We start from the raw sequence: 19,736 nt of genomic DNA, 5'->3' as shown, positions 1-19,736 counted from the left end.
GGCGAGAATATGGGAGCGGTTAACGTTGGTATAAGATTTGTTACGCATAACCTTAGGAACAATGTAAGCATCCGCCGAACACGCGTTGCGTAGTTAAACGGGCGCCCACCTATGCGGAAGCAACGCTGTAATCTCACTCGCCCGCTGCGTCGGCAGCCGCGTCAGCACATCTTTGAGATAGGCATACGGATCATGCCCATTTATGCGCGCCGACTGGATCAAACTCATGATCGCAGCTGCCCGCTTGCCGCTGCGAAGCGACCCGGCGAACAGCCAGTTCGAGCGCCCAAGTACCCACGGCCGGATCAAGTTCTCGATCTGGTTGTTGTCGATAGGCACAGCACCATCTTCCAGGTAGCGCGTCAGTGCTACCCAGCGTTTAAGGCTGTAATCCAGGGCCTTGGCCGTAGCTGAGCCCTCGGGCACAAGTTCGCGTTGGGCCAGCATCCACTCATGCAGTTTTTCAGCTATGGGCACCGCCGTTTCCTGGCGTAATCGCCAACGGTCTTCGTCGCTCATTTCCTTGGTGTGTCGCTCGACTTCGTACAGCCCGCCAATCGAGTGAAGCGCCTGCTCCGCCAACTGGCTTTTATTCGCGACGTGCAGGTCGAAGAACTTGCGGCGCGCGTGGGCCATGCAGCCGATTTCGGTGATGCCCAGCTCGAAGCTTGCCTTGAAGCCGGCGAAGTCGTCACAGACCAGCTTGCCGTTCCACGTGCCCAGGAAGTTACGCGCATGTTCGCCGGCACGGCTGGGGCTGAAGTCGTAGACCACGGCCTTGAGTGCCGAGAATGGCGTGCTGCTGTAGGCCCAGACGTAAGCGCGGTGGGTTTTCTTCTCTCCTGGAGCCAGCATTTGTACCGGTGTTTCATCGGCGTGGACTACGCGCTGGGCCAGCACTGCTTCGCGCAGCGCATCGACCAGCGGCTGAAGCTGCACGCCGGTTTGCCCCACCCACTGCGCCAGTGTCGAGCGCGGGATGGCCAGGCCCGCACGGCCGAAGATCTTTTCCTGTCGATAGAGCGGCAGGTGGTCGACGAACTTCGCCACCATCACATGCGCCAGCAGCCCGGCAGTGGGGATGCCCTTGTCGATCACCTGCGGCGGCACCGGGGCCTGGATCAGTGTTTCGCACTGCCGACAGGCCCATTTCCCACGAACGTGCTGCTCAACCGTGAACACGCCCGGCGTGTAATCCAGTTTCTCGCTGACGTCTTCACCGATGCGCTGAAGCTGGCAGCCGCACGCGCACTGAGTGTTGTCCGGCTCGTGATGGATCACAGTGCGTGGGAACTGCGGTGGCAACGGCGCACGCTTGGGTTGCTGGCGTGGCTCTGCCTGCGCGGATGCGGGATGAAGTGCTTTTAACTCGGCCTCAATGGCTTCGAGGTCGGTATTGAGCAGGTCATCGAGAAAGCTGCCTTGCGCCGGGCTGATCTGCTCACTGCGCTTAGCGAACTTGTGCCGCTTGAGAATGGCGATTTCGTGAGTGAGCTGCTCTATGATCGTCTCATCACGATGGATCTTTCTGCCCATGGTGTCGACCTTGGACATCAACTGCGCAGCCAGCGCGCGCAGTTGTTCAGGGGGCATTTGGTCGAGATCGGGCAAGGAAGTCATGCCGTGGATTTTACCAAAGCAGTCCTCCGGTCACAGCTAAAAGCCAGGTATTAGAGCAATGTAATTGCGCCGCCTGCACCTACTCGCTGCCAAGGCAATCCAAGTACCAGCGCCTGGAGTTGTTCGGGGTCGAGTTCGACCTCCGCGCCACGATGGATGCCCGGCCAATGAAACTTGCCCTGATTCAAGCGTCGCGCCGCTAGCCAAATACCAACGCCGTCATGCACCTGCACCTTCATGCGGTTGGCCCGGCGGTTGGCAAAGAGGTAGGCGCAGTGCGGCTTAGCCGCACCGAACACGGCAACCACCCGGGCCAGTGCAGTGTCAGTGCCGGCCCGCATGTCCATGGGCTGGGTGGCGAGCCAGATGGAGTCGATACGAATCATTGGGCCAGGCCACGAATAAAACACGCGCAGCCGTCCGGATCTGAGGCTGGCCATTTTACGGTGACGGATTTATCGCCCAGAGCCAGTGAGATGATCACCGTCTCTTCTGTTGCGCGCTTGGGTGCAGCTTGTACGGGGATGAAGGCCGGCAGAGTTGCGGGTGATTGATCCCGGTAAATCGGTAGCCACTTGCGGATCACGTTGGCGTTGATGCCGTAATGGATGGCTACGCTGGAAATCGTCGCTCCAGGTTGCAGGCATTCCTGGACGACCTGGGCTTTGAATAGTTTGGGGTAAGAGCTGCGTTGGCGCATGGAAATCCTGGCGATAAGGGTGATCGCGTCCGCTTTAAATACGCGGACACCATCGCCCTAAATACTGGAGTTCGGTAGGTGTGTTCGCCATCCGCTTACGTTGCGCGAAGGCAATCTCACGATCACCGGTCCGGTGACATCCGCCACCTCACAAGACGACCTCAAGCGTGCCGGCCGTGCATGCGCGCACCGAGCGCGATCGATCAAGCCCTCGGGCTGGAAAATGTGGAGGCACAGGGGAAGGCGTACGTTCCATAGGATTAGCGCAATATAAAACTCAATAAATAGCTTTGCCTGCACGCGCTGTAGCATTTGATTCCTCCACATTGAAGTCTCCTTAGTCAGACGATAGGAATTGATGCATGCCTCGTTTCCCACTCCATCTCCTAATTCCTTGCGCTGCATCCTCAATCTGAGGTCACGTGCGCAGCGTTTTGCCGCAACTGGTCTAAGTAGTTCGCCCATTGTTGAGCCGCCTCCCGGCGTTGCGCTAGTAATTGCGCGCGGGCATACACAGCCCCCAACGCACCTGGCATTCGGTGGGATAAAGACAGTTCAAGCACGATAGGATCTATACCCAAATGCTCATGGGCAATGGTCCGGTAGGTGGCGCGAAAGCCGTGGGCTGTGATGTCGTACTCCGGCCAGATACGCTGAAAGGACTTGAGCATGGAGGTCGGGTTTATAGGACGTCCCGGATAGACCGGCGAGACGAACACCCAGCCTTTGCCTTCTTCATCCACCACGCGGGTTTTATGTAGCTCGCGTAACTGAACCAAGGCTTGCTCAGGCAACGGCACGATGTGCTTGCTCTTATCCAGATGCTTGGTCTTGCTCATCACATAGCGCCAATCGGCGCCCACCAAGTCGACGTCTTCCCAGCGCATCCGCACCAGTTCGCCTGGGCGGACCGGCAACATGACCAGCAGACGCATTGCGGCGGCAACGCTGCCGTCGTTGCAGTCATCAAGGCGTATAAGAAACCTGCCCAGGTCGGCTGGCCTTTCGATTGCCGGGTTGCTGGTCACGACATGGCGGATCTTCAACTCCTCAATGTTGCTAAGCGCCACATTACGTTCCACCCATCCGCGCCCCTCGGCAAAGCCCAGGACGGCACGGATGATAGTACGCACGCGCCGGGCCATGGCCATGGTGCGCTGACGGCGCAACGACGTAATAATCGTGGTGATGTGCTCCAGCTTGATCTCGCTGACCGGTTTTTTACCAATCGCGGGAAAGATGTGGTTGTTCAGCGCTCCGCTAAACCCCGAGATGGATTTGGTCACCAGTTCGGCTGACTTGAATGCCAACCATTGTTTGGCTACGTACTCAAATGTGCGCTCCTCGTTGAGGAGCTGCGCCTCGATTTTGGCGGTCTTGGCCTTGAGCGGCGCGGTGTGGTTTGCCACGTCGCGGCGTGCGCTGCGGGCAATGTCGCGTGCCTCCTTGAGACCAATGTCAGGGTAAGCGCCGATGGAGAAGCGGTTTTCCTTGCCATGCAGCCGATACTTCAAGCGCCAGAACTTGGAAGGGGATTTGCCGACCTTGCTAGACGCCCTCACCTCCAAGTAGAGACCAGGAACTTCGCCGTCAGCGTGTTTGCCGGGTTCGGTCAGCGAGCGGATCAACGCATCGCTCAGTTTTCGTTTGAAAACAACCGCATTATCTGGGGACATCGGTGGGGGCATCCTTTTTAAGGAACCGAAATTTGCCCCCAATTATGCCCCCACGAGCTCTGGAATCCAGTGGATTTAGACAGACGGATATAGACTAATTATGTCATTAAGGTGCTGTTATTAAACGATTTTATGGAATTTAGCGGAATTCCATTACAGGCTATCGGGGTCCCCAAAGAACATCTGAATCCGCGACCTCAACCACCGCTCCCCCGGATCATTGTCCTGCGACCCACGCCACGCCATGTGCAATTCGAACGTGCGCACCGGCAATGGCGGTTCTTCTGCACGCAAGCCTCCCGCGGCCGTCAGTGCTTCGGCCGCGTAGTCCGGCACGATGGCAACAATGTCGGTGCCTGCCAGCAACGTCCCCAGGCCGTTGAACTGCGGTACTGCGAGCACCACATGGCGCTTGCGGTCGAGCTTTTCCAACTCTTCATCGATAAACCCGCTCAAGTCGCCGGCGAACGACACCAGGGCGTGGGGGCGGGCGCAGAAGTCGTCGAGGCTCAGGGCGCCCGGCACGCTGTCGGCGCGCAGCAGTTTCGGCAGGCTGCGGCGCAGTACTTTGCGCTTGGCGTTGGCCGGCAGGTCGGCGGTGTAGCTGACGCCGATGGAAATTTCGCCGGAGGCGAGCAGGCCGGGCATCAGGATGTAGTTGACGCGGCGCACCACCAGTACGATGCCGGGGGCTTCGGCGCGCAGACGTTTGAGCAGTTGGGGCAGCAGGGCGAATTCGACGTCGTCGGACAGGCCGATGCGGAACACCGCGGTGCTGGTGGCCGGGTCGAACTCGGCGGCGCGGCTGACGGCGGTGGAAATCGAGTCCAGGGCCGGGGAGAGCAGGGCGAAGATTTCCACGGCGCGGGCCGAGGGTTCCATGGTGCGCCCGGTGCGTACGAACAACGGGTCATCGAACAGCCCGCGCAAGCGCGATAACGCTGCGCTGATGGCCGGCTGGCCAAGGAACAATTTCTCGGCAGCGCGGGTCACACTGCGCTCATGCATCAAGGTTTCGAATACGATCAAGAGGTTAAGGTCGACACGACGCAGGTCGTTACGGTTCATCTTGTGTCCTGGAAGAGTCAGCTTTACTTGACGAGAGCGGCCATATAAGAGCCCTGAAGGTCCATTCAGACGCGTGACCGGTATGAATCTTACGGGGAAAGGCTGGTACTCTGCACCGGCTAATTGAGTTTTCCTACGATACTTGAGGTCTATTCCTCAGATGCGGAATCAATGACAGACATGTCGACTATTAACGGCGACCGGTGGTCTTAGCCGGAAAGCCCAGATAGAGTTCATGGCAATAGAGGTTACTTTGACGAGGTTTGCGATGTCCCGCACGATCCGTTTTCACAAGTTTGGTCCGGCCGAGGTGCTCAAGTGCGAAGAGCATGCAGCCGCGCAGCCCGCACCGGGCGAAGTGCAGGTCCGTGTCGAGGCGATTGGCATCAGCTGGTATGACATTTTGTGGCGCCAGAACCTGGCGTCTTCCCACGCACGCCTTCCATCCGGCCTTGGCCATGAGATGGCCGGGGTGGTCGTAGCCTTGGGCGAGGGCGTGGATGACTTGGCAGTGGGCGATAAGGTGGCCAGTTTTCCGGCCGAGAGCCCCAATGATTACCCGGTGTATGGCGAGCAGATCGTCCTGCCCCGTTCGGCCCTGACCCGCTATCCGGACGTCTTGAGCCCCATCGAAGCCAGCGTGCACTACACGCCGCTGCTGGTCGCCTACTTTGCGTATGTGGACCTGGCACGGGTCAAACCCGGGCAGTTTGCCCTGGTGACCGACGCCAGCCACTGTGCCGGCCCTTCGTTTGTGCAACTGGGCAAGGCCCTGGGTGTGCGGGTGATTGCCGCCACCAAGGACAGCGCTGAGCGCGAGTACCTGCTTTCTCTGGGCGCAGAAAAAGTCATTGTCACCGAGGAACAGGACCTGCTGATGCAAATCAACAAGTTCACCGACAACCGCGGTGTCGACGTGGTGTTCGATGGCTTGGGTGGCCCGCAGATGTCGTTGCTCGGTGATGTGCTGGCGCCCCGTGGCAGCCTGGTGCTGTATGGCTTGCAGGGCGGTAACCAGACACCGTTCCCGGCGTGCGCGGCGTTCCAGAAGAACATTCAGTTCTTCGTGCACTGTATCGGCAACTTCACCGGCAAGCCGGAGCTGGGCATCATCCAGGATCAGGTGGCGTTGCAGCGTGCGTTGCGTGACATCAACCAACTGACCGCCGATCGTGTGCTCGTGCCCCTGAAAACCACGGTGTTTCCGTTCAATCAGTTTGTCGAAGCCCACCGTTACATGGATGAATGCCCGTGCCGCGAGCGGGTTGCTTTGCAGGTTGCGGCTGTTTGAGCTGTAGGAGTATTCGTAAATGAGTACTCCGACGCCTGAGTGAATGGGGCAAATGCGCCATTTGACAGGGCTTAACCCGCCCGCTCCAGAAGCTGCCGACCTGGTACTTTCAGCCCACAAATCCGGCCCTCTCTCCCTGACGCCGCCCTGAATCCCAGTGCGGCGTCGTTGCATGTGCACCTTTTACGCGACATCGGTTGTTCATCTGAACTGGTTTTCGGCCCGCTTCTGTATCTATTAATCATTATTCCAACACTGATAATTGCGCCTTCACTTTCATCTCAAGGACTGAGCAATGATTGAATCCATGACTCGGCTGCTGATAGTTGCTCGAACTATCGACGCGGCCCACAGGTGTACTCAGCAAGACAGGTACTTTCATAAAGCGTACCGGCCATGCAAATGGAAAAGTTGTTTGAGCCTATTGTCGGACACTTCTTTAAAAGGCTGGTTAAAAACGCGTAGGACCTTGTCGGAAGCCTCCTAAGGCTAACCTTTTAGAAATTTTTACCAATATTTTCATTAGGTTATGCGCTTGTACGGGTAAAAAATGCTTCCCGGCAATCCCTGTCGTTTTGTTGCGTGGTGCTAGTGTCTAATCATCGGCGCACAATGCGAGGCGCGATTTTCCTACACGCAAAATAGGTCAAGCAAACACTGTCAGCAGTTGCTTGAAACTGATATTTCAACTCGGGTAGTAGAACTATGAGCACTATTCACGAACAGGCTATGAATCATGTTTACCAGCAAGTTCTGCAACGTCTGATCGGGCACTTCACTCGCGCGGGACGTACCGCTCTCCAGTTACTGGTCCAGCGAATCATTGTCGCGGCAGGCGGGATGGAGCAGGTGGGGGATTTCAAGGTACTGGTGGCCCACGGTGGCGGTGAAGTCAGCAGCTATACCCTGGCGCTGCTCCGAGCGGCTCAACTGACCATTGCCGGTCGCGCGCCACGTACCTTTCAACTGAGGGTCGCGACGCTACGGCACGCGGGCATGACCGAGGGGCAGCTCGATACCCTGAATCGCGGCTACGGCCGGCTGTTTCTCCACGATGACCCGCGTGTCGAGTTGTTGATGGTGGAAAACCAGGAGGTACAACCCTTCAATCACCAGCGTCCGGTCTCAGCGATCGGGCGAAAGATCAGCCAGCGCAATATGTTGATGGTGGGCCATGTGAGTGCCGGGGACTGCCGCGCCACCCTGTGCAACGACACTTACCTGGCCGTCGGTGATTTTTACCAGCGTGTCACCACGTGCAATGGCGGCGTCCATGCGCTGGTCAGTGGTGACTCCCCGCGTAGGCAGAGTCAGTTTCTCGCCTGGCTCAAGAAAACCGCCCAGGGCGCAGGCGTCCATGTTCCCAAGGGCCATCCGCTGTCGCTCAACGCGTTGTTCGCCCACATGGACGAGTGGAGCACCGGTTATTTCCAGGATGTGTTCGGTGAGCATTACGTGGCCAGTGATAACCCCAGCACGGCGGGGCATCGTCACTTGGCCTACATCGGCATCGCCGACCTGCTGGAAGATGTCGACATCGCGTCGACCTCCCTGCTGACCGAGTTCATGGCCTACGCTCCCGATCCACTGGGCTTTCACTTCAGCCATCCGGCCTATTCCAATCCGTTGCTGATGGCTCATCTACGTGGGTTGCAGGCCGAATGCCTGCGTGCGCTGGATTATGAGGAAGGCGTCGAAGGTTTTGTCCAGCAGGCCGCCGCGTACATGCGCCGTCTGCGCATGCCCGACGACTTGCTCGTTCAGGCCGGGACCCGCGAAGGGCGCATGCTCTGGAGTACCTACGCCCAGGAGTTCTTCGGCTTGGATGAGACCCAACTGACCTGCCTGCTGTTTTCACCCTTTGTTCATCACGGAGAGCGACTGGAAGGTTATCTGCGCCAATGTCACCCGGGCATGCTGGTGGCGTTGCCTGAGTTGCACAAAGTCCTCCAGGGCAACGGTTCCGCCGAAATGCTGCAGCAGTGGGTAACGGACACCAGCGGTTTGCCGATGCCCTTGTTGCAGCACCTGTACCGCAAACGGCCGCTGGCCAGAGAAAACGGCATGTGTCGCGCCGCTGCGGCCCAGGGCGCCGCGCAGGCCGTGCCATTGTTCGGGCGATGACGCTGCGCGGCGAGCGTCAGGCGGATTTCGCGTATCAGGCGGTCTATCGCTACATGATCAGCCTGATCAACGAGGTCAGTACCGACACCCGGGTAAAACTGCCGTCGTTACGGCAGTTGGCCGGACGCCTGAACGTGTCCATTTCGACGATCCAGTACGCCTATGCGCTGCTGGAGAAGGAGGGCAGGGTGTATTCGGTGGCCAAATCCGGCTATTACGCCTGGCCGATGTCGGCAAACCCGCTGGCGTGGGCCGGCGGGGGCCTGCTTGATCGCCTCTACGCGGCGGCCCGGCGCCCCGGCATGCTGGTACTCAGTGGTGACGAGCCGGCATTGCTGGGCTCCCTGGATGAAACACTGCTGCGGCTCGAGCGGGAACTGGTGCGCCAGTACCCGTCGCATTTGCAGCCCTGGTCCCAGCCCTGCGGTGTATGGGAATTACGCGCAGCCCTGGCCGCGCGCTATACCTCGTCGCCCACGCGCTGCTGGCATGCCGACGACGTGTACATCGGCGCCGACCTGCGCGGCGTGTTGGACATCCTGATCGAAGTGCTGGGCCTGCGGGGCACCACCGTGATTGTCGAGTCGCCCTGCGACTGGTTGATCCTGCGCCTGTTGCAGGACGCCGGGGTGCGCATCATCGAGTTGCCCTGGACGCTGGAGGGCCGCCTGGATCGAACTGTGCTGGGGAAGCTGTTGCGTGATGAGCCTGTGCATCTGGTGTTGCTCTCGTCTTCCGTCAGCCTGCCCAGCGGGGTGGCCATGTCAATCGACGAGCGTCTCGACGTGGCACACCTGCTGGAGCAGTCCGGTTGTTGGTTGCTTGAAAACGACACCTTTGGCGAGCTGGGTTTTGAAGCCCCCCACACCGCATTGCGTGAACGGGTGAACCCTGAGCGGCTGATCGTGTTTTCTTCGTTCGAGAAAGTGCTCGGCTCGGAAGCCCCCTACGGCTACCTGCTGTGCCGGCGCATGAGCAATGAGTTGCAGCGTCAGTTCCTGCTGCGCTCATTCCGTTTATCGTCGATCCGTCAGCGCGCGATTGCCCGTTTGTACCAAAGCGGGCGGATTGACCAGCACCTGCACACGCTGCGCCAACGCTTGAGCGAGCAGGCGGCGCACATGAGCCAGCGTCTGGAACAGCACTTGGGCGACCAGGTGACTTATCGGATGCCGGCCGCCGGTGCCGCGTTCTGGCTGGCCTCCACCCGTGCCGTAGACATGCGCCAGGCATTTCAGCGCCTGCTGGCACGGCAAGTGGTGATCGCCCCCGGGGAGCTGTTCAGTGTCAGTGGCTTGCACCAGCAGCACCTGCGCGTGAGTCACACCTTCCACGGGCAGCCCAATCTGGATATTGCCCTGGAAGCATTGAGCGACGCGTTGCGCCAGGCGCAGACTGGGTGAAATTTCTCTTAACGATGTAGGATCGATACCATCGCGCAGCAGTCCAACTCTCAGTAAACTGGCATTTTTTCCGAATCCTTCTATCCGAGGTTTATGCATGACAATCAGTCCTTTTGCGGGCAAGCCGGCGCCGGCCCAGTTGCTGGTGGATATCCCGCGACTGGTCACGGCCTATTACACCGGCCAGCCTGATGCAGCGATCTCTACCCAGCGCGTAGCCTTTGGTACCTCCGGGCACCGTGGCAGCTCGTTCGAACTGAGCTTCAACGAATGGCATGTGCTTGCCATCAGCCAGGCCATCTGCCTGTATCGCGAAGCCCAAGGCATCAACGGCCCGCTGTTCGTTGGCCTGGATACCCATGCACTGTCGACCCCGGCCGGTGCAAGCGCGCTGGAAGTGTTGGCCGCCAATGGTGTGCACGTGATGCTCGCCGAAGGCGATGAATACACGCCAACCCCGGCAATTTCCCACGCCATCATCTGCTACAACCGTGGCCGTACCAGCGGCCTGGCCGACGGCATCGTTATCACGCCGTCCCACAACCCGCCGCAAAGTGGTGGCTACAAGTACAACCCGCCCAACGGCGGCCCGGCCGATACCCACGTCACCAAGTGGATCGAAGCCAAGGCCAACGAGCTGCTGGCCAATAAACTGGCGGGGGTCAAGCGCATCACCCATGCCCAGGCGCTCAAGGCCGACACCACCCATCGCCATGACTACCTCAACAGCTACGTGGCCGACCTGATCAACGTGATCGACATGGACGCCATCCGCAGCGCCGGCCTGCGCCTGGGCGTGGACCCGCTGGGCGGAGCAGGGGTGCGCTACTGGTCGGCGATTGCCGAGCACTATCGACTGAACCTGGAGGTGGTGAACACTGAAGTCGACGCCACGTTCCGCTTCATGAGCGTCGACTGGGACGGCCAGATCCGCATGGACCCGTCCTCCAGCTACGCCATGCAAGGCCTGATCGGTCTCAAGGAACGCTTCGACGTGGCCTTCGCCTGCGACCCGGACCACGACCGTCATGGCATCGTGACCCCGTCCGGCGGCCTGTTGGCGCCGAACAACTACCTGGCGGTGTCCATCGACTACCTGTTCCAGAACCGTCCAGACTGGCGCGCCGATGCGGCCGTGGGCAAGACCGTGGTCAGCAGCGGCCTGATCGATCGCGTGGCCGCGCGCATCGGTCGTCGTCTCTATGAAGTGCCTGTGGGCTTCAAGTGGTTTGCCGATGGCCTGTTCGAGGGTTCATTGGGCTTTGGCGGCGAAGAAAGCGCCGGGGCGTCGTTCCTGCGCAAGGATGGCACGGTGTGGAGCACCGACAAGGACGGCCTGATCCCGGCCTTGCTGGCGGCGGAAATGACCTCGCGCAAAGGCCAGGACCCGAGCCAGATCTACCGTGGTCTCACCGATGCCTTGGGCGAGCCGTTCGCCATTCGTGTCGACGCCAAGGCCACCCCGGCGCAAAAAGCCTTGCTGGGCAAGCTGTCGCCGCAACAGGTGACTTCCACCGAGCTTGCAGGCGAAAGCATCCAGCAGATCCTCAGCCATGCGCCAGGCAATAACCAGGCGATCGGCGGGTTGAAGGTGATGACCGAAAACGGCTGGTTCGCCGCGCGGCCGTCGGGTACCGAGGACATCTATAAGATCTACGCCGAGAGCTTCATTGGCGAGGACCACCTCAAGCAGCTGGTGGAAGAGGCGCAGGTGCTGGTAGACGGCGCTATCTCGGAATAACCCCGCAAAACCAATATGGGAGGGGGCAAGCTTTAATGCCAGTCAGTTAAGGCTTTTTGTAGGAGCGAGCTTGCTCGCGAAAAACTCACAGGCGCCGCTTTCATTCAGGAAGCACGCGTTATCGTTGACGTTTTTCGCGAGCAAGCTCGCTCCTACAGGAGGCGATGTACGCTTAACTGACTGGCATTAGGGCAAGCCTCTCCCATAGTTTATTGGGTCAAAGCGTTGGATCAGGCCAGATCGACCAACACGATCTCACTGCCTTCAACCGCCGTCACCCGCAACACCTGCTCATTCTCAACCGCTACACCGTCTCGAGCGTGCGCACGCAAGCCGTTGACCTCAATCACGCCGGTCGCCGGTACCAGATAAGCCCGACGCCCAATGTCCAAGCGGTATTCCGCGCTTTCCCCGGCTTTCAGGTTCGCCGCTACCAGGCGTGCATCCGCGCGGATGCGCAGGCTCTCGCTGTCACCGGCCTTGCCACTGGCCAGGGTCACAAACCCTTCGCGATCACCTTTCGGAAACGGCTTGGCGCCCCAGGAGGGTGGCAGGCCGGCCTCGTTCGGGATGATCCAGATCTGGAAGATCTTGGTCGGCGTGGCTTCCAGGTTGTACTCGCTGTGGGCGATCCCCGTGCCTGCGCTCATCACCTGCACATCACCGGCCTCGGTGCGGCCCTTGTTGCCCAGGTTGTCGGCGTGGCTGATGGCGCCTTCACGCACATAGGTAATGATCTCCATGTCGCGATGGGCGTGCTGCGGGAAGCCGGTGCCGGGGGCGATGATATCGTCGTTCCAGACCCGCAGGTTGCCCCAATGCATACGCTCGGGGTCGTGGTATTCGGCAAATGAAAAGTGGTGATGGGCGTCAAGCCAGCCATGGTGGGCGCCGCCCAGGGCGTTGAAAGGTCGAAGTTCAAGCATGATCGTCTCCTGTTGATGGCGCCTATGATCCGTGAGCCCATGATCGAAAAAAAGCGTAAAAAATGCCTGATTCCTATTGGTTAATTAGATTGATTGCTGGCGTTTTGACTTTCACTTCATCGCCTAACTGCATGACGGTAAAGCAATTGGCTGGAACTGAGCGCCGATTCCGGCGACCATGGTGCCCTTGTCAAAACCCAGCTCATCGCAGGAGTCCGCGTGCCGCAACACAAGCCTGATCTGCCCCCCGAACTGCGCCCATTGGCGGAAATGCCGCTGCTCAAACGCCTTGCCGCACGCCTGTTTGGCCATGGCCTGACACGTTTGCGCGCACAGCATCGGTTTTCCTGGTTGCACGGGCAGGCCGATGGTTTTCGCAGTGGTCACGAGGCCGGCGTGGAGTATGGCTATCGCGAGGGCAAGGCCGATGGCCTCGAGGAAGGCCGACAAGTCCTGTTGATCCGCGACTTCCGTCCCGATGAGCACCGCGCGCCCGGCGTCGATGACAGCCTGTTCGACGATTGGCGGCTACCCTTGACCGCCGACGTGAAGAAACGCATCAAGGCTGATGTGGCCCGGTTGCTGCCGGCCCATGCCCAGCCGAGCGCGGCGCAATGGAAGATGATCTTCAGCGATACGCCGTCAACCTCGGTGATCGCCGGGGCCGGCGCGGGTAAATCCACCTCGCTGGTGCTGCGTATTTTGCTGCTCACCCATTACCTGGGGTTCGAATTGAGCTCGATGACCGTGGTGACCTTCACCCGCGAGTCGCGCAAAGACTTCATCAACAAGCTCATGGACATTCTCACCCTGTGGGGCCAACCCATTGATATGAAAGAAGCCCAGGCGGTGGTACGCACCTTTCACTCGCGCATCCTGCCGATGGTCCGCAGCCTGCCGGGTTTTGAACGCCTGCAGGCGTTTGAAAACCTCAGTGCCGGTTTCGAAGACGCTGACAGCAACCCGTTCGACTTGCGCATCAGCGACGCCCAGCGCCAGCAGATGAATGCCTGCTACCACCAGTTGCAGGGGCGACATGCACGGTTTCGTGAACTGATTGCGCCACTGGCACGCCAGGGCCTGCAACTGCGCGAACTGGAGCGCGATCATCCGGATGTACAAAAGCGCATAGCGGTGACCGAACTGGCGGCCAAGCGCGATGAAGAACTCTGCGATGTGATCGAGGACCTGTGGTTTCGTGCCGGCGCCTGGCCGATCAAGGGGATTGAGCCCAGTCGCCAGCGCTTCGAAATCAATGGCGCGCAGTTCCATTGCCACGGCTATATCCCGGCGCTGGATGCGTGGGTAGTGCTGGGCTTCGACGCCAGGGAAAACCCCCAGGTCAGCCGGCCGAATTCGAAGCTGTCGGTCCGTGCAGAGTGGGCGGTAAAGCGCACCTTGTTTCAAGCTTTCTGTCGTAAGCCATTGATATGGATGGATAGTTATGATGCATCAAAGCGTCTTTTAAGCAGCCTCGCCGGGGATGCCAGCGCGGGTCCCGGCTTTGATTACAAGGTCAAGGGTGAGCTGGCGTCGGCGCCGCTGCTGGACAGTTTCGTGATGGCCGCCGGCTTTATCGAGAACCTGGGGCTGGACGTGCCGACTGCCGTCGGCCAGATGAGCTTCGCCAAGGACGACCCGGACCGCTTCTTCTTCGAAGCTCTGAGCATCTTCTGGAAAGCCTTGGAAGACCACCTTCTCGACCAATCACCGCCGATCATGACCTATAACCGCATGTTCTCGCTGTTCGGCGAGAACACCCCGGAAAATCTCAAGCTCCTCAGCGATCCGCTGCTGCGGCCAATGTCGCACCTGATGATCGACGAATTCCAGGACGTATCGCCCCAGATCGTTTCGTGGATACGCGCGAGCCTGCGGGAAATCCGCAGTCGTGGGCCGGCGATGCATGTGGGCCGTGGTGCGCAACGTTCGTCCTTGCTGTGCGTGGGCGATGACTGGCAGTCGATCTACGGCTGGCGCGGCAGTTCGCCCAAGTACTTCATGGAATTCAACCAGCAATTCCCGGCGCCGAGCACTACCCGCGTCATGCTCGGCGAGAACTACCGCAGCCATCAGCACATCATCGACGCCGCCGAACATATCGTGCGCGCCGCACCGGCCATCCCGGGGAAAAAGGCCAAGGCCAGCGGCACGCCAAAAGCCTTGGTGCCGGTCACGGTATTGGAGCGGGACGATGCGGCGTTGGGGCGGCAACTGCTGGAGCATTATCAACGGGGCGATTCGATATTAATGCTGTATCGAAAAAGTAGCGATAAGTTACTGATTCAAGAGCATATTCATTCGATTGTTAATGTTGATTCTAGCTTGCCCGCAGCGACGCGCAGGTTGAAGCAGCTGACGTACCACAGCGCCAAGGGCCTGCAGGCGGATGCGGTGTTCCTGCTCGGTGATTGCCAGCATGTGACCAGCTCGCCCTACAAGAACCAGGTCTACCGCATGGCGGGCCTGGGCAAGGACGGGGACAGCGAACCCTACGACACTGCGCAAAAGGACGAAGTGCTGCGCCTGGCCTACGTCGGGATTACCCGGGCCGTGAGCCATTGCTACTGGTATGTGGAAAAAACCGAGGGCCAGGCGGTGAATGTGCCCAAAGCCTCGGAGCGGGTCGACGGCAGGAAAGCGTTTTTCGACGATCAGCGCCATTAGTAGGGGACAAATGCGATTCCAACGTGGGAGGAGGCTTGCCCCCTCCCACAGTTGAGCTTCTTTCTGCTGGCTGGACCGGAATCAGGCCCTCAGCGACAACGGCGGCACAAACGATTCCAACTCATCCTCCACCGCCTCGATAATCCGCTCCACATCGGCAGCATTCATCACGGTGGCGCAGGGGATGCCGGCGATGGCAATCAGCGTCTCGCCGCTGGCCCGGTCGAACAGGCGGGCGACCATACTGCCGGGCGCATCCATGCTGCCCTCGAAGCCCATCGGATGAAAATGCCAGCGCATCAGCTGGCAGGCGTTGGGGAATGTCACTTTGTTCATGTTGCCCACCTTGTTCATTGAGCGCTTCCTTTAGCTCGCGGCAGGGGGCCAGGACCGTCACTGGTCGTGGCGTCGTAGAAGCTAAAAATAGCATTCGTTCGCAAGTACAAGGTGACTTTTTCTGCCCCGTTCGGCGGTTGTCAGCCATTCACTTGATGTGGGTCATCTCTTACTCACGATTGGGCACAATGCCACTAATGCGAAGTTCCAATTGGCCATTGTCGGCAGTGGCAAAATTCGGCAATCTCCGAGGTTTACCCGCCTCAGAGCCTTCCATGCCCGACATCGCGCCAGACGATGATTGCCATAACACCCACGCCACGCGTGAGCTGGTGTTGCGCCACCACCTGTGCTGGCGTCATCGCGACCTTGACGGCGTGATGTCCTACTACCACCCGGACATCCAGTACCACGACTTTTTCCAGAACCGTGTGGTCGGTTACGCCGAACTGCGCGAGTACCTGCAAGCCAGCATGCCCCGCGAAGCCGACGAAGCCATTGAACATACCGACCGCATCCGTGCCGATGGCGACACGGCATTCATCCAGTACCGCATCACCTTGCGCGGCGGTCAGGGGCTGGTGTCATTCCGTACCAGCGAGGCCATCACCGTCCGCGATGGGTTGATCTGGCGCGTCAACGAGTACGCGTCATTGGTGCATGAACAACCCTCCCAGGCCCAGCGCCCCAGCGTCAGCCGCCTGGGCCTGTCACCCCAGCAATTGGGGCATATGGCCAATGACTTGCAGCAGTACTTCGAGTGCAGGCAGCCTTATCTGGACCCGGAACTGGACCTGCAGCGTGTCGCCAAGGAGTGTGGCTACAGCCGCAATCAGATTTCCTACCTGCTCAACCAGGTGCTGGGGCAAAGCTTCTACCGCTACGTCAACCAGGCTCGGCTCCAGCACCTGCTGGCCGCACTGGATACCGCGCAACCACCGATCAAGGTCGACGACCTGGCCTTCGCCGCCGGTTTCAATTCGTTGTCGGCGTTCTACAGCGCCTTCCGCCAGCACACCGGCCAGTCGCCCAAGGCCTACGTCAAACAAATTTCCCTGCGTGCACGCGCGCAAGACAGCGAATAACCCGGAGTTCTAGGATCCCCCCATCGAAACGTGGTTGGGGAACTTGGCATGCCGGCATGGCGCACTATCAGTTTATGGATGGACCAACTGGACGACCCGCTGTCGGCGCGGCCGGCCCTTGAGCATGACCTGGACGTCAACGTGGCCATTATCGGCGCCGGTTACACCGGGCTGTGGACCGCCTACTACCTGAAACGCCAGGCGCCTGAGTTGAAGATCGCGATTATCGAGGCGCAAACCGCTGGCTTCGGCGCCTCGGGCCGTAACGGCGGCTGGCTGATGGGCAATCTGCTGGGCGAAGACCGCCTGCTGGCCGGCCTTGCGCCTGAACAGCGCCGCGCCTCCTTCGACCTGCTGCATGGCATTCCCGACGAAGTGGCCCAAGTGCTGGCCAGGGAAGGCATCGACTGCGACTACCGCAAGGGCGGCGCGCTGTACTGCGCCGCACGCTACCCCGAGCAGGAAGGCAGCCTGCGCGCTTACCTGGACAAGCTCTACGCCCAAGGCCTGACCGAAGCCGACTATCGCTGGCTGAGCCCTCGACAGTTGGCTGAACAGATCCGCATCGCCAAGCCCTATGGCGGTATCCATGCCCCCCATGTCGCCACGATCAACCCGGCCAAGCTGGTGCGCGGTCTTGCGCGGGTGTTGGAGAGCATGGGCGTGACGATCTATGAAAACACGCCGGTGACCCACTGGCAGTCCGGTACTGTGCGCACCGCCAAGGCCCGTGTACGCGCTGCCTGGGTGGTGCCGGCTGTCGAGGGTTATGCGAATACCTTGCCGCCCCTCGGCCGATACCAGTTGCCGGTGCAAAGCCTGATCGTTGCCACCGAACCGCTGCCCGCCGGCACCTGGGATGAAATCGGCCTGAGCCATGGCCAGGCCTTTGGCGAAAGCAGCCGCCAGGTCACCTATGGCCAGCGTACGGTGGATAACCGCCTGGTGTTCGGCGCCCGCGGTGGTTACCAGTTCGCCGGCAAATTGCGCCACAACTTTGATTTGACTGACAGCGAAGTGGCACTGCGCCGCTACCTGTTCGGCGAACTCTTCCCACAGCTGAAAAAGGTGCGGATTACCCATTCCTGGGGTGGCAACCTCGGCATGTCGCGCCGTTTCCGCCCGCACATGCTCTGCGATCACAAGACCGGCATCGCCCTGGCCGGTGGTTACGGCGGGGAGGGCGTCGGTGCCACCAACCTGGGCGGCCGCACCCTGGCCGACCTGATCCTCAGTCGCGACACACCGCTTATCCACCAACCCTGGGTGATCCGTGAGCGTGGCCTGCACGCGCTCAAGGCCTGGGAGCCGGAGCCATGCCGCTGGCTTGGCTACAACGCGATCATTCGCAGTTTTGTCCATGAAGACCAGGTGCTGGCCAACCCCAACACAGCACCTTGGCGCCGCAAGCTGGCGATCGGCATAGCCGGGTTCATGGAAGGTTTCATGCATTGAGCCGTTTCACCTACACGAGAAAACCCCATGAGCATCACTCAATTCAAAGACGCGCTGCATGCCCAACTGCCGGACTCATCACCGGTGGCCGTGCCCCTGGGCGAGCCGATCGCCGTGGCCTCGACCTTGAGCGTTGAACGCAGCGACGGCGTCGAGACCGGTATCTGGGAATGCACCCCGGGCCGCTGGCGTCGGCAGATCACATCCCAGGAGTTCTGCCACTTTATCCAGGGTCGCTGCACCTTCACCCCTGACAACGGTGAAATCGTTCACATACAAGCCGGTGACGCACTGATGTTGCCGGCCAACAGCACTGGTATCTGGGACATCCAGGCAACCGTGCGCAAAACCTACGTACTGATTTTGTAACGCTTTGATCCTTGATCGCCTGCCATAAAAACAGCCCTAAAATCGCCAGGAAATCGAACCATGAAAGCCATTGCCCTGTTGCCCTTGATGTGGGTGGCCGCTATCAGCCAAGCCGCTGAGACGGTGAAGATCTACAACTGGTCCAGCTATATCGCGCCGGACACCACGAAGAATTTCCAGAAACAAACCGGCATCGGTTTCAGCTACGACGTGTATGACAGTAACGAAACCCTCGACGGCAAGCTGATGACGGGTAACTCCGGCTACGACGTGGTGTTTCCGTCCAACCACTTCATGGCACGGCAGATCCAGGGCGGCGCCCTGAAGAAGCTCGACAAGAGTCAGTTGCCCAACTGGAAAAACCTCAACCCCGTACTGCTCAAGGCCCTGGAAAACAACGACCCGGGTAATGCCCATGGCTTCCCGTACCTGTGGGGCAGTACCGGCATCGGCTATAACATCGACAAGGTCAAGGCGGTACTGGGGGAAAACGCACCGGTGGATTCCTGGGACCTGATCTTCAAGCCCGAGTACATGGAAAAGCTCAGCAAGTGCGGGGTAGCGATCCTCGACAACGGCCCGGAATTGCTGCCCATCGCCCTCAACTACCTGGGGCTGCCGTCCCACAGTAAAAAACCCGAAGACTACAAAAAGGCCGAGGCGCTGCTGATGAAAGTGCGCCCCTATGTGGCGTACTTCCACTCCTCGAAATACACCGGCGACCTGGCCAATGGCGACATCTGCGTGGCGGTCGGTTTCTCCGGCGACGTACTGCAAGCCGAAAGCCGCGCCAAGGAGGCCAAGAATGGGGTGAAGATCGGCTATCAGATTCCCAAGGAAGGCGCCGCCATCTGGTTCGACATGGTGGCCATGCCCGCCGATGCCCCCGATGAAAAGGCCGGCTACGCGTTCATGAACTACCTGCTGGAGCCCCAGGTGATGGCGGACATCACCAACTCCGTGCACTACGCCAACGGCAACCGTGCAGCGGATAGCCTGGTAGACCCTGAGATCAAGGCGGACACCAAGATCTACCCCAGCGACGAAATGATGGGCAAGTTATTCGCGCTGGAGGCGATGCCGCTGAACATCGACCGGATTCGCACGCGGGTGTGGAACACCATTCGAATGGGCCGCTGAAGAAGTCTGATGTGGGGGGAGGGCGAGCCCCCCATTAATCTGAGTCTTGCATAAACAATTTCAGGCGACCGCATTCTTGTGGTGAGCGGGCTTGTCCCGCGCTGGGGTGCGAAGCGCCCCTGATGAAGGCGAATG

Annotated in this window: 16 protein-coding genes; 9 read left to right on the top strand and 7 right to left on the bottom strand. The window is 59.9% G+C overall.

All coding sequences use genetic code 11. The annotated features are described in order from the left end of the window. Nucleotides 1-93 precede the first annotated feature (93 nt). From BFQ01_RS26730 to BFQ01_RS26710, 5 genes are all read right to left on the bottom strand, one after another. Nucleotides 94-1,620 carry an IS66 family transposase gene (locus BFQ01_RS26730; protein ID WP_065927606.1) on the bottom strand — a complete coding sequence of 509 codons (1,527 nt, stop codon included), beginning with the start codon at nt 1,618-1,620 and terminating at the stop codon, nt 94-96. 50 nt (nt 1,621-1,670) lie between these two features. Then, nucleotides 1,671-2,006 (bottom strand): IS66 family insertion sequence element accessory protein TnpB, encoded by a 336-nt coding sequence (gene tnpB / locus BFQ01_RS33085; protein ID WP_065927605.1) that lies wholly within the window; start codon nt 2,004-2,006, stop codon nt 1,671-1,673. Continuing rightward, on the bottom strand, nt 2,003-2,320 hold the full coding sequence (locus tag BFQ01_RS26720; protein WP_065927604.1) for an IS66-like element accessory protein TnpA: 318 nt from the start codon (nt 2,318-2,320) through the stop codon (nt 2,003-2,005). Before BFQ01_RS26720 ends, tnpB begins: the two co-directional genes overlap by 4 nt. Nucleotides 2,321-2,727: 407 nt before the next feature. Then, nucleotides 2,728-3,996 (bottom strand): tyrosine-type recombinase/integrase, encoded by a 1,269-nt coding sequence (locus BFQ01_RS26715; RefSeq protein ID WP_065927603.1) that lies wholly within the window; start codon nt 3,994-3,996, stop codon nt 2,728-2,730. 153 nt (nt 3,997-4,149) lie between these two features. Continuing rightward, the gene (locus tag BFQ01_RS26710) at nt 4,150-5,064 is read right to left on the bottom strand and encodes a LysR substrate-binding domain-containing protein (protein ID WP_065927602.1); all 915 of its coding nucleotides are present in this window, start codon (nt 5,062-5,064) and stop codon (nt 4,150-4,152) included. A gap of 268 nt (nt 5,065-5,332) precedes the next feature. Here BFQ01_RS26710 and BFQ01_RS26705 point away from each other — a divergent pair, with 268 nt between their 5' ends. The 4 genes from BFQ01_RS26705 (at nt 5,333) to pgm (ending at nt 11,623) form a co-directional block, all read left to right on the top strand. Next, a complete protein-coding gene (locus tag BFQ01_RS26705) occupies nt 5,333-6,355 on the top strand; it encodes a zinc-dependent alcohol dehydrogenase family protein (protein WP_065927601.1) in 1,023 nt (340 codons plus the stop codon). Between the two features lie 705 nt (nt 6,356-7,060). Then, nucleotides 7,061-8,479, top strand: a complete 1,419-nt coding sequence (locus BFQ01_RS26700; RefSeq protein WP_065927600.1) for a hypothetical protein — start codon at nt 7,061-7,063, stop codon at nt 8,477-8,479. Next, nucleotides 8,476-9,882: an aminotransferase-like domain-containing protein gene (locus BFQ01_RS26695; RefSeq protein ID WP_065927599.1), complete on the top strand. Its 1,407-nt coding sequence runs from the start codon at nt 8,476-8,478 to the stop codon at nt 9,880-9,882. Before BFQ01_RS26700 ends, BFQ01_RS26695 begins: the two co-directional genes overlap by 4 nt. 97 nt (nt 9,883-9,979) lie before the next feature. Next, entirely contained in the window at nt 9,980-11,623 is a 1,644-nt protein-coding gene (gene pgm / locus BFQ01_RS26690; RefSeq protein ID WP_065927598.1) for a phosphoglucomutase (alpha-D-glucose-1,6-bisphosphate-dependent), read from the top strand. Nucleotides 11,624-11,853: 230 nt separating this feature from the next. On the opposite strand, the gene BFQ01_RS26685 is transcribed toward pgm, so the two are convergent. Further along, nucleotides 11,854-12,549: a pirin family protein gene (locus tag BFQ01_RS26685; protein WP_065927597.1), complete on the bottom strand. Its 696-nt coding sequence runs from the start codon at nt 12,547-12,549 to the stop codon at nt 11,854-11,856. Nucleotides 12,550-12,768: 219 nt separating this feature from the next. Between BFQ01_RS26685 and BFQ01_RS26680 the strand changes: the two genes are divergently transcribed. Continuing rightward, entirely contained in the window at nt 12,769-15,216 is a 2,448-nt protein-coding gene (locus tag BFQ01_RS26680; protein ID WP_065927596.1) for a UvrD-helicase domain-containing protein, read from the top strand. An 81-nt stretch (nt 15,217-15,297) separates the two neighbouring features. Here BFQ01_RS26680 and BFQ01_RS26675 read toward each other — a convergent pair whose 3' ends face one another. Continuing rightward, nucleotides 15,298-15,570 carry a DUF1652 domain-containing protein gene (locus tag BFQ01_RS26675; RefSeq protein ID WP_027605770.1) on the bottom strand — a complete coding sequence of 91 codons (273 nt, stop codon included), beginning with the start codon at nt 15,568-15,570 and terminating at the stop codon, nt 15,298-15,300. A gap of 257 nt (nt 15,571-15,827) precedes the next feature. Here BFQ01_RS26675 and BFQ01_RS26670 point away from each other — a divergent pair, with 257 nt between their 5' ends. Genes BFQ01_RS26670 through BFQ01_RS26655 form a run of 4 tightly spaced genes read left to right on the top strand, consistent with a single transcriptional unit; the run spans nt 15,828 to nt 19,601 of the window. Beyond that, nucleotides 15,828-16,637 carry a helix-turn-helix transcriptional regulator gene (locus BFQ01_RS26670; protein ID WP_065927595.1) on the top strand — a complete coding sequence of 270 codons (810 nt, stop codon included), beginning with the start codon at nt 15,828-15,830 and terminating at the stop codon, nt 16,635-16,637. 48 nt (nt 16,638-16,685) lie between these two features. After that, the gene (locus tag BFQ01_RS26665; RefSeq protein WP_065927594.1) at nt 16,686-18,092 is read left to right on the top strand and encodes an NAD(P)/FAD-dependent oxidoreductase; all 1,407 of its coding nucleotides are present in this window, start codon (nt 16,686-16,688) and stop codon (nt 18,090-18,092) included. A 27-nt stretch (nt 18,093-18,119) separates the two neighbouring features. Continuing rightward, nucleotides 18,120-18,461, top strand: coding sequence for a cupin domain-containing protein (locus BFQ01_RS26660; RefSeq protein WP_065927593.1), 342 nt, complete (start codon nt 18,120-18,122; stop codon nt 18,459-18,461). Nucleotides 18,462-18,521: 60 nt separating this feature from the next. Beyond that, complete coding sequence (locus tag BFQ01_RS26655) at nt 18,522-19,601, top strand: polyamine ABC transporter substrate-binding protein (protein ID WP_065927592.1); 1,080 nt, start codon at nt 18,522-18,524, stop codon at nt 19,599-19,601. Nucleotides 19,602-19,736: the final 135 nt, after the last annotated feature.

Source organism: Pseudomonas sp. 8 R 14 (assembly GCF_900005955.1).
GTDB lineage: Bacteria > Pseudomonadota > Gammaproteobacteria > Pseudomonadales > Pseudomonadaceae > Aquipseudomonas > Aquipseudomonas marginalis.
This window is presented reverse-complemented; position numbering and strand designations above follow the sequence as displayed.

Coding starts and splice junctions, on each gene's coding strand:
- BFQ01_RS26730 (WP_065927606.1), bottom strand. CDS start 1,620: ATGACTTCCTTGCCCGATCTCGACCAAATGCCCCCTGAACAACTGCGC.
- tnpB (WP_065927605.1), bottom strand. CDS start 2,006: ATGATTCGTATCGACTCCATCTGGCTCGCCACCCAGCCCATGGACATG.
- BFQ01_RS26720 (WP_065927604.1), bottom strand. CDS start 2,320: ATGCGCCAACGCAGCTCTTACCCCAAACTATTCAAAGCCCAGGTCGTC.
- BFQ01_RS26715 (WP_065927603.1), bottom strand. CDS start 3,996: ATGTCCCCAGATAATGCGGTTGTTTTCAAACGAAAACTGAGCGATGCG.
- BFQ01_RS26710 (WP_065927602.1), bottom strand. CDS start 5,064: ATGAACCGTAACGACCTGCGTCGTGTCGACCTTAACCTCTTGATCGTA.
- BFQ01_RS26705 (WP_065927601.1), top strand. CDS start 5,333: ATGTCCCGCACGATCCGTTTTCACAAGTTTGGTCCGGCCGAGGTGCTC.
- BFQ01_RS26700 (WP_065927600.1), top strand. CDS start 7,061: ATGAGCACTATTCACGAACAGGCTATGAATCATGTTTACCAGCAAGTT.
- BFQ01_RS26695 (WP_065927599.1), top strand. CDS start 8,476: ATGACGCTGCGCGGCGAGCGTCAGGCGGATTTCGCGTATCAGGCGGTC.
- pgm (WP_065927598.1), top strand. CDS start 9,980: ATGACAATCAGTCCTTTTGCGGGCAAGCCGGCGCCGGCCCAGTTGCTG.
- BFQ01_RS26685 (WP_065927597.1), bottom strand. CDS start 12,549: ATGCTTGAACTTCGACCTTTCAACGCCCTGGGCGGCGCCCACCATGGC.
- BFQ01_RS26675 (WP_027605770.1), bottom strand. CDS start 15,570: ATGAACAAGGTGGGCAACATGAACAAAGTGACATTCCCCAACGCCTGC.
- BFQ01_RS26670 (WP_065927595.1), top strand. CDS start 15,828: ATGCCCGACATCGCGCCAGACGATGATTGCCATAACACCCACGCCACG.
- BFQ01_RS26665 (WP_065927594.1), top strand. CDS start 16,686: ATGCCGGCATGGCGCACTATCAGTTTATGGATGGACCAACTGGACGAC.
- BFQ01_RS26660 (WP_065927593.1), top strand. CDS start 18,120: ATGAGCATCACTCAATTCAAAGACGCGCTGCATGCCCAACTGCCGGAC.
- BFQ01_RS26655 (WP_065927592.1), top strand. CDS start 18,522: ATGAAAGCCATTGCCCTGTTGCCCTTGATGTGGGTGGCCGCTATCAGC.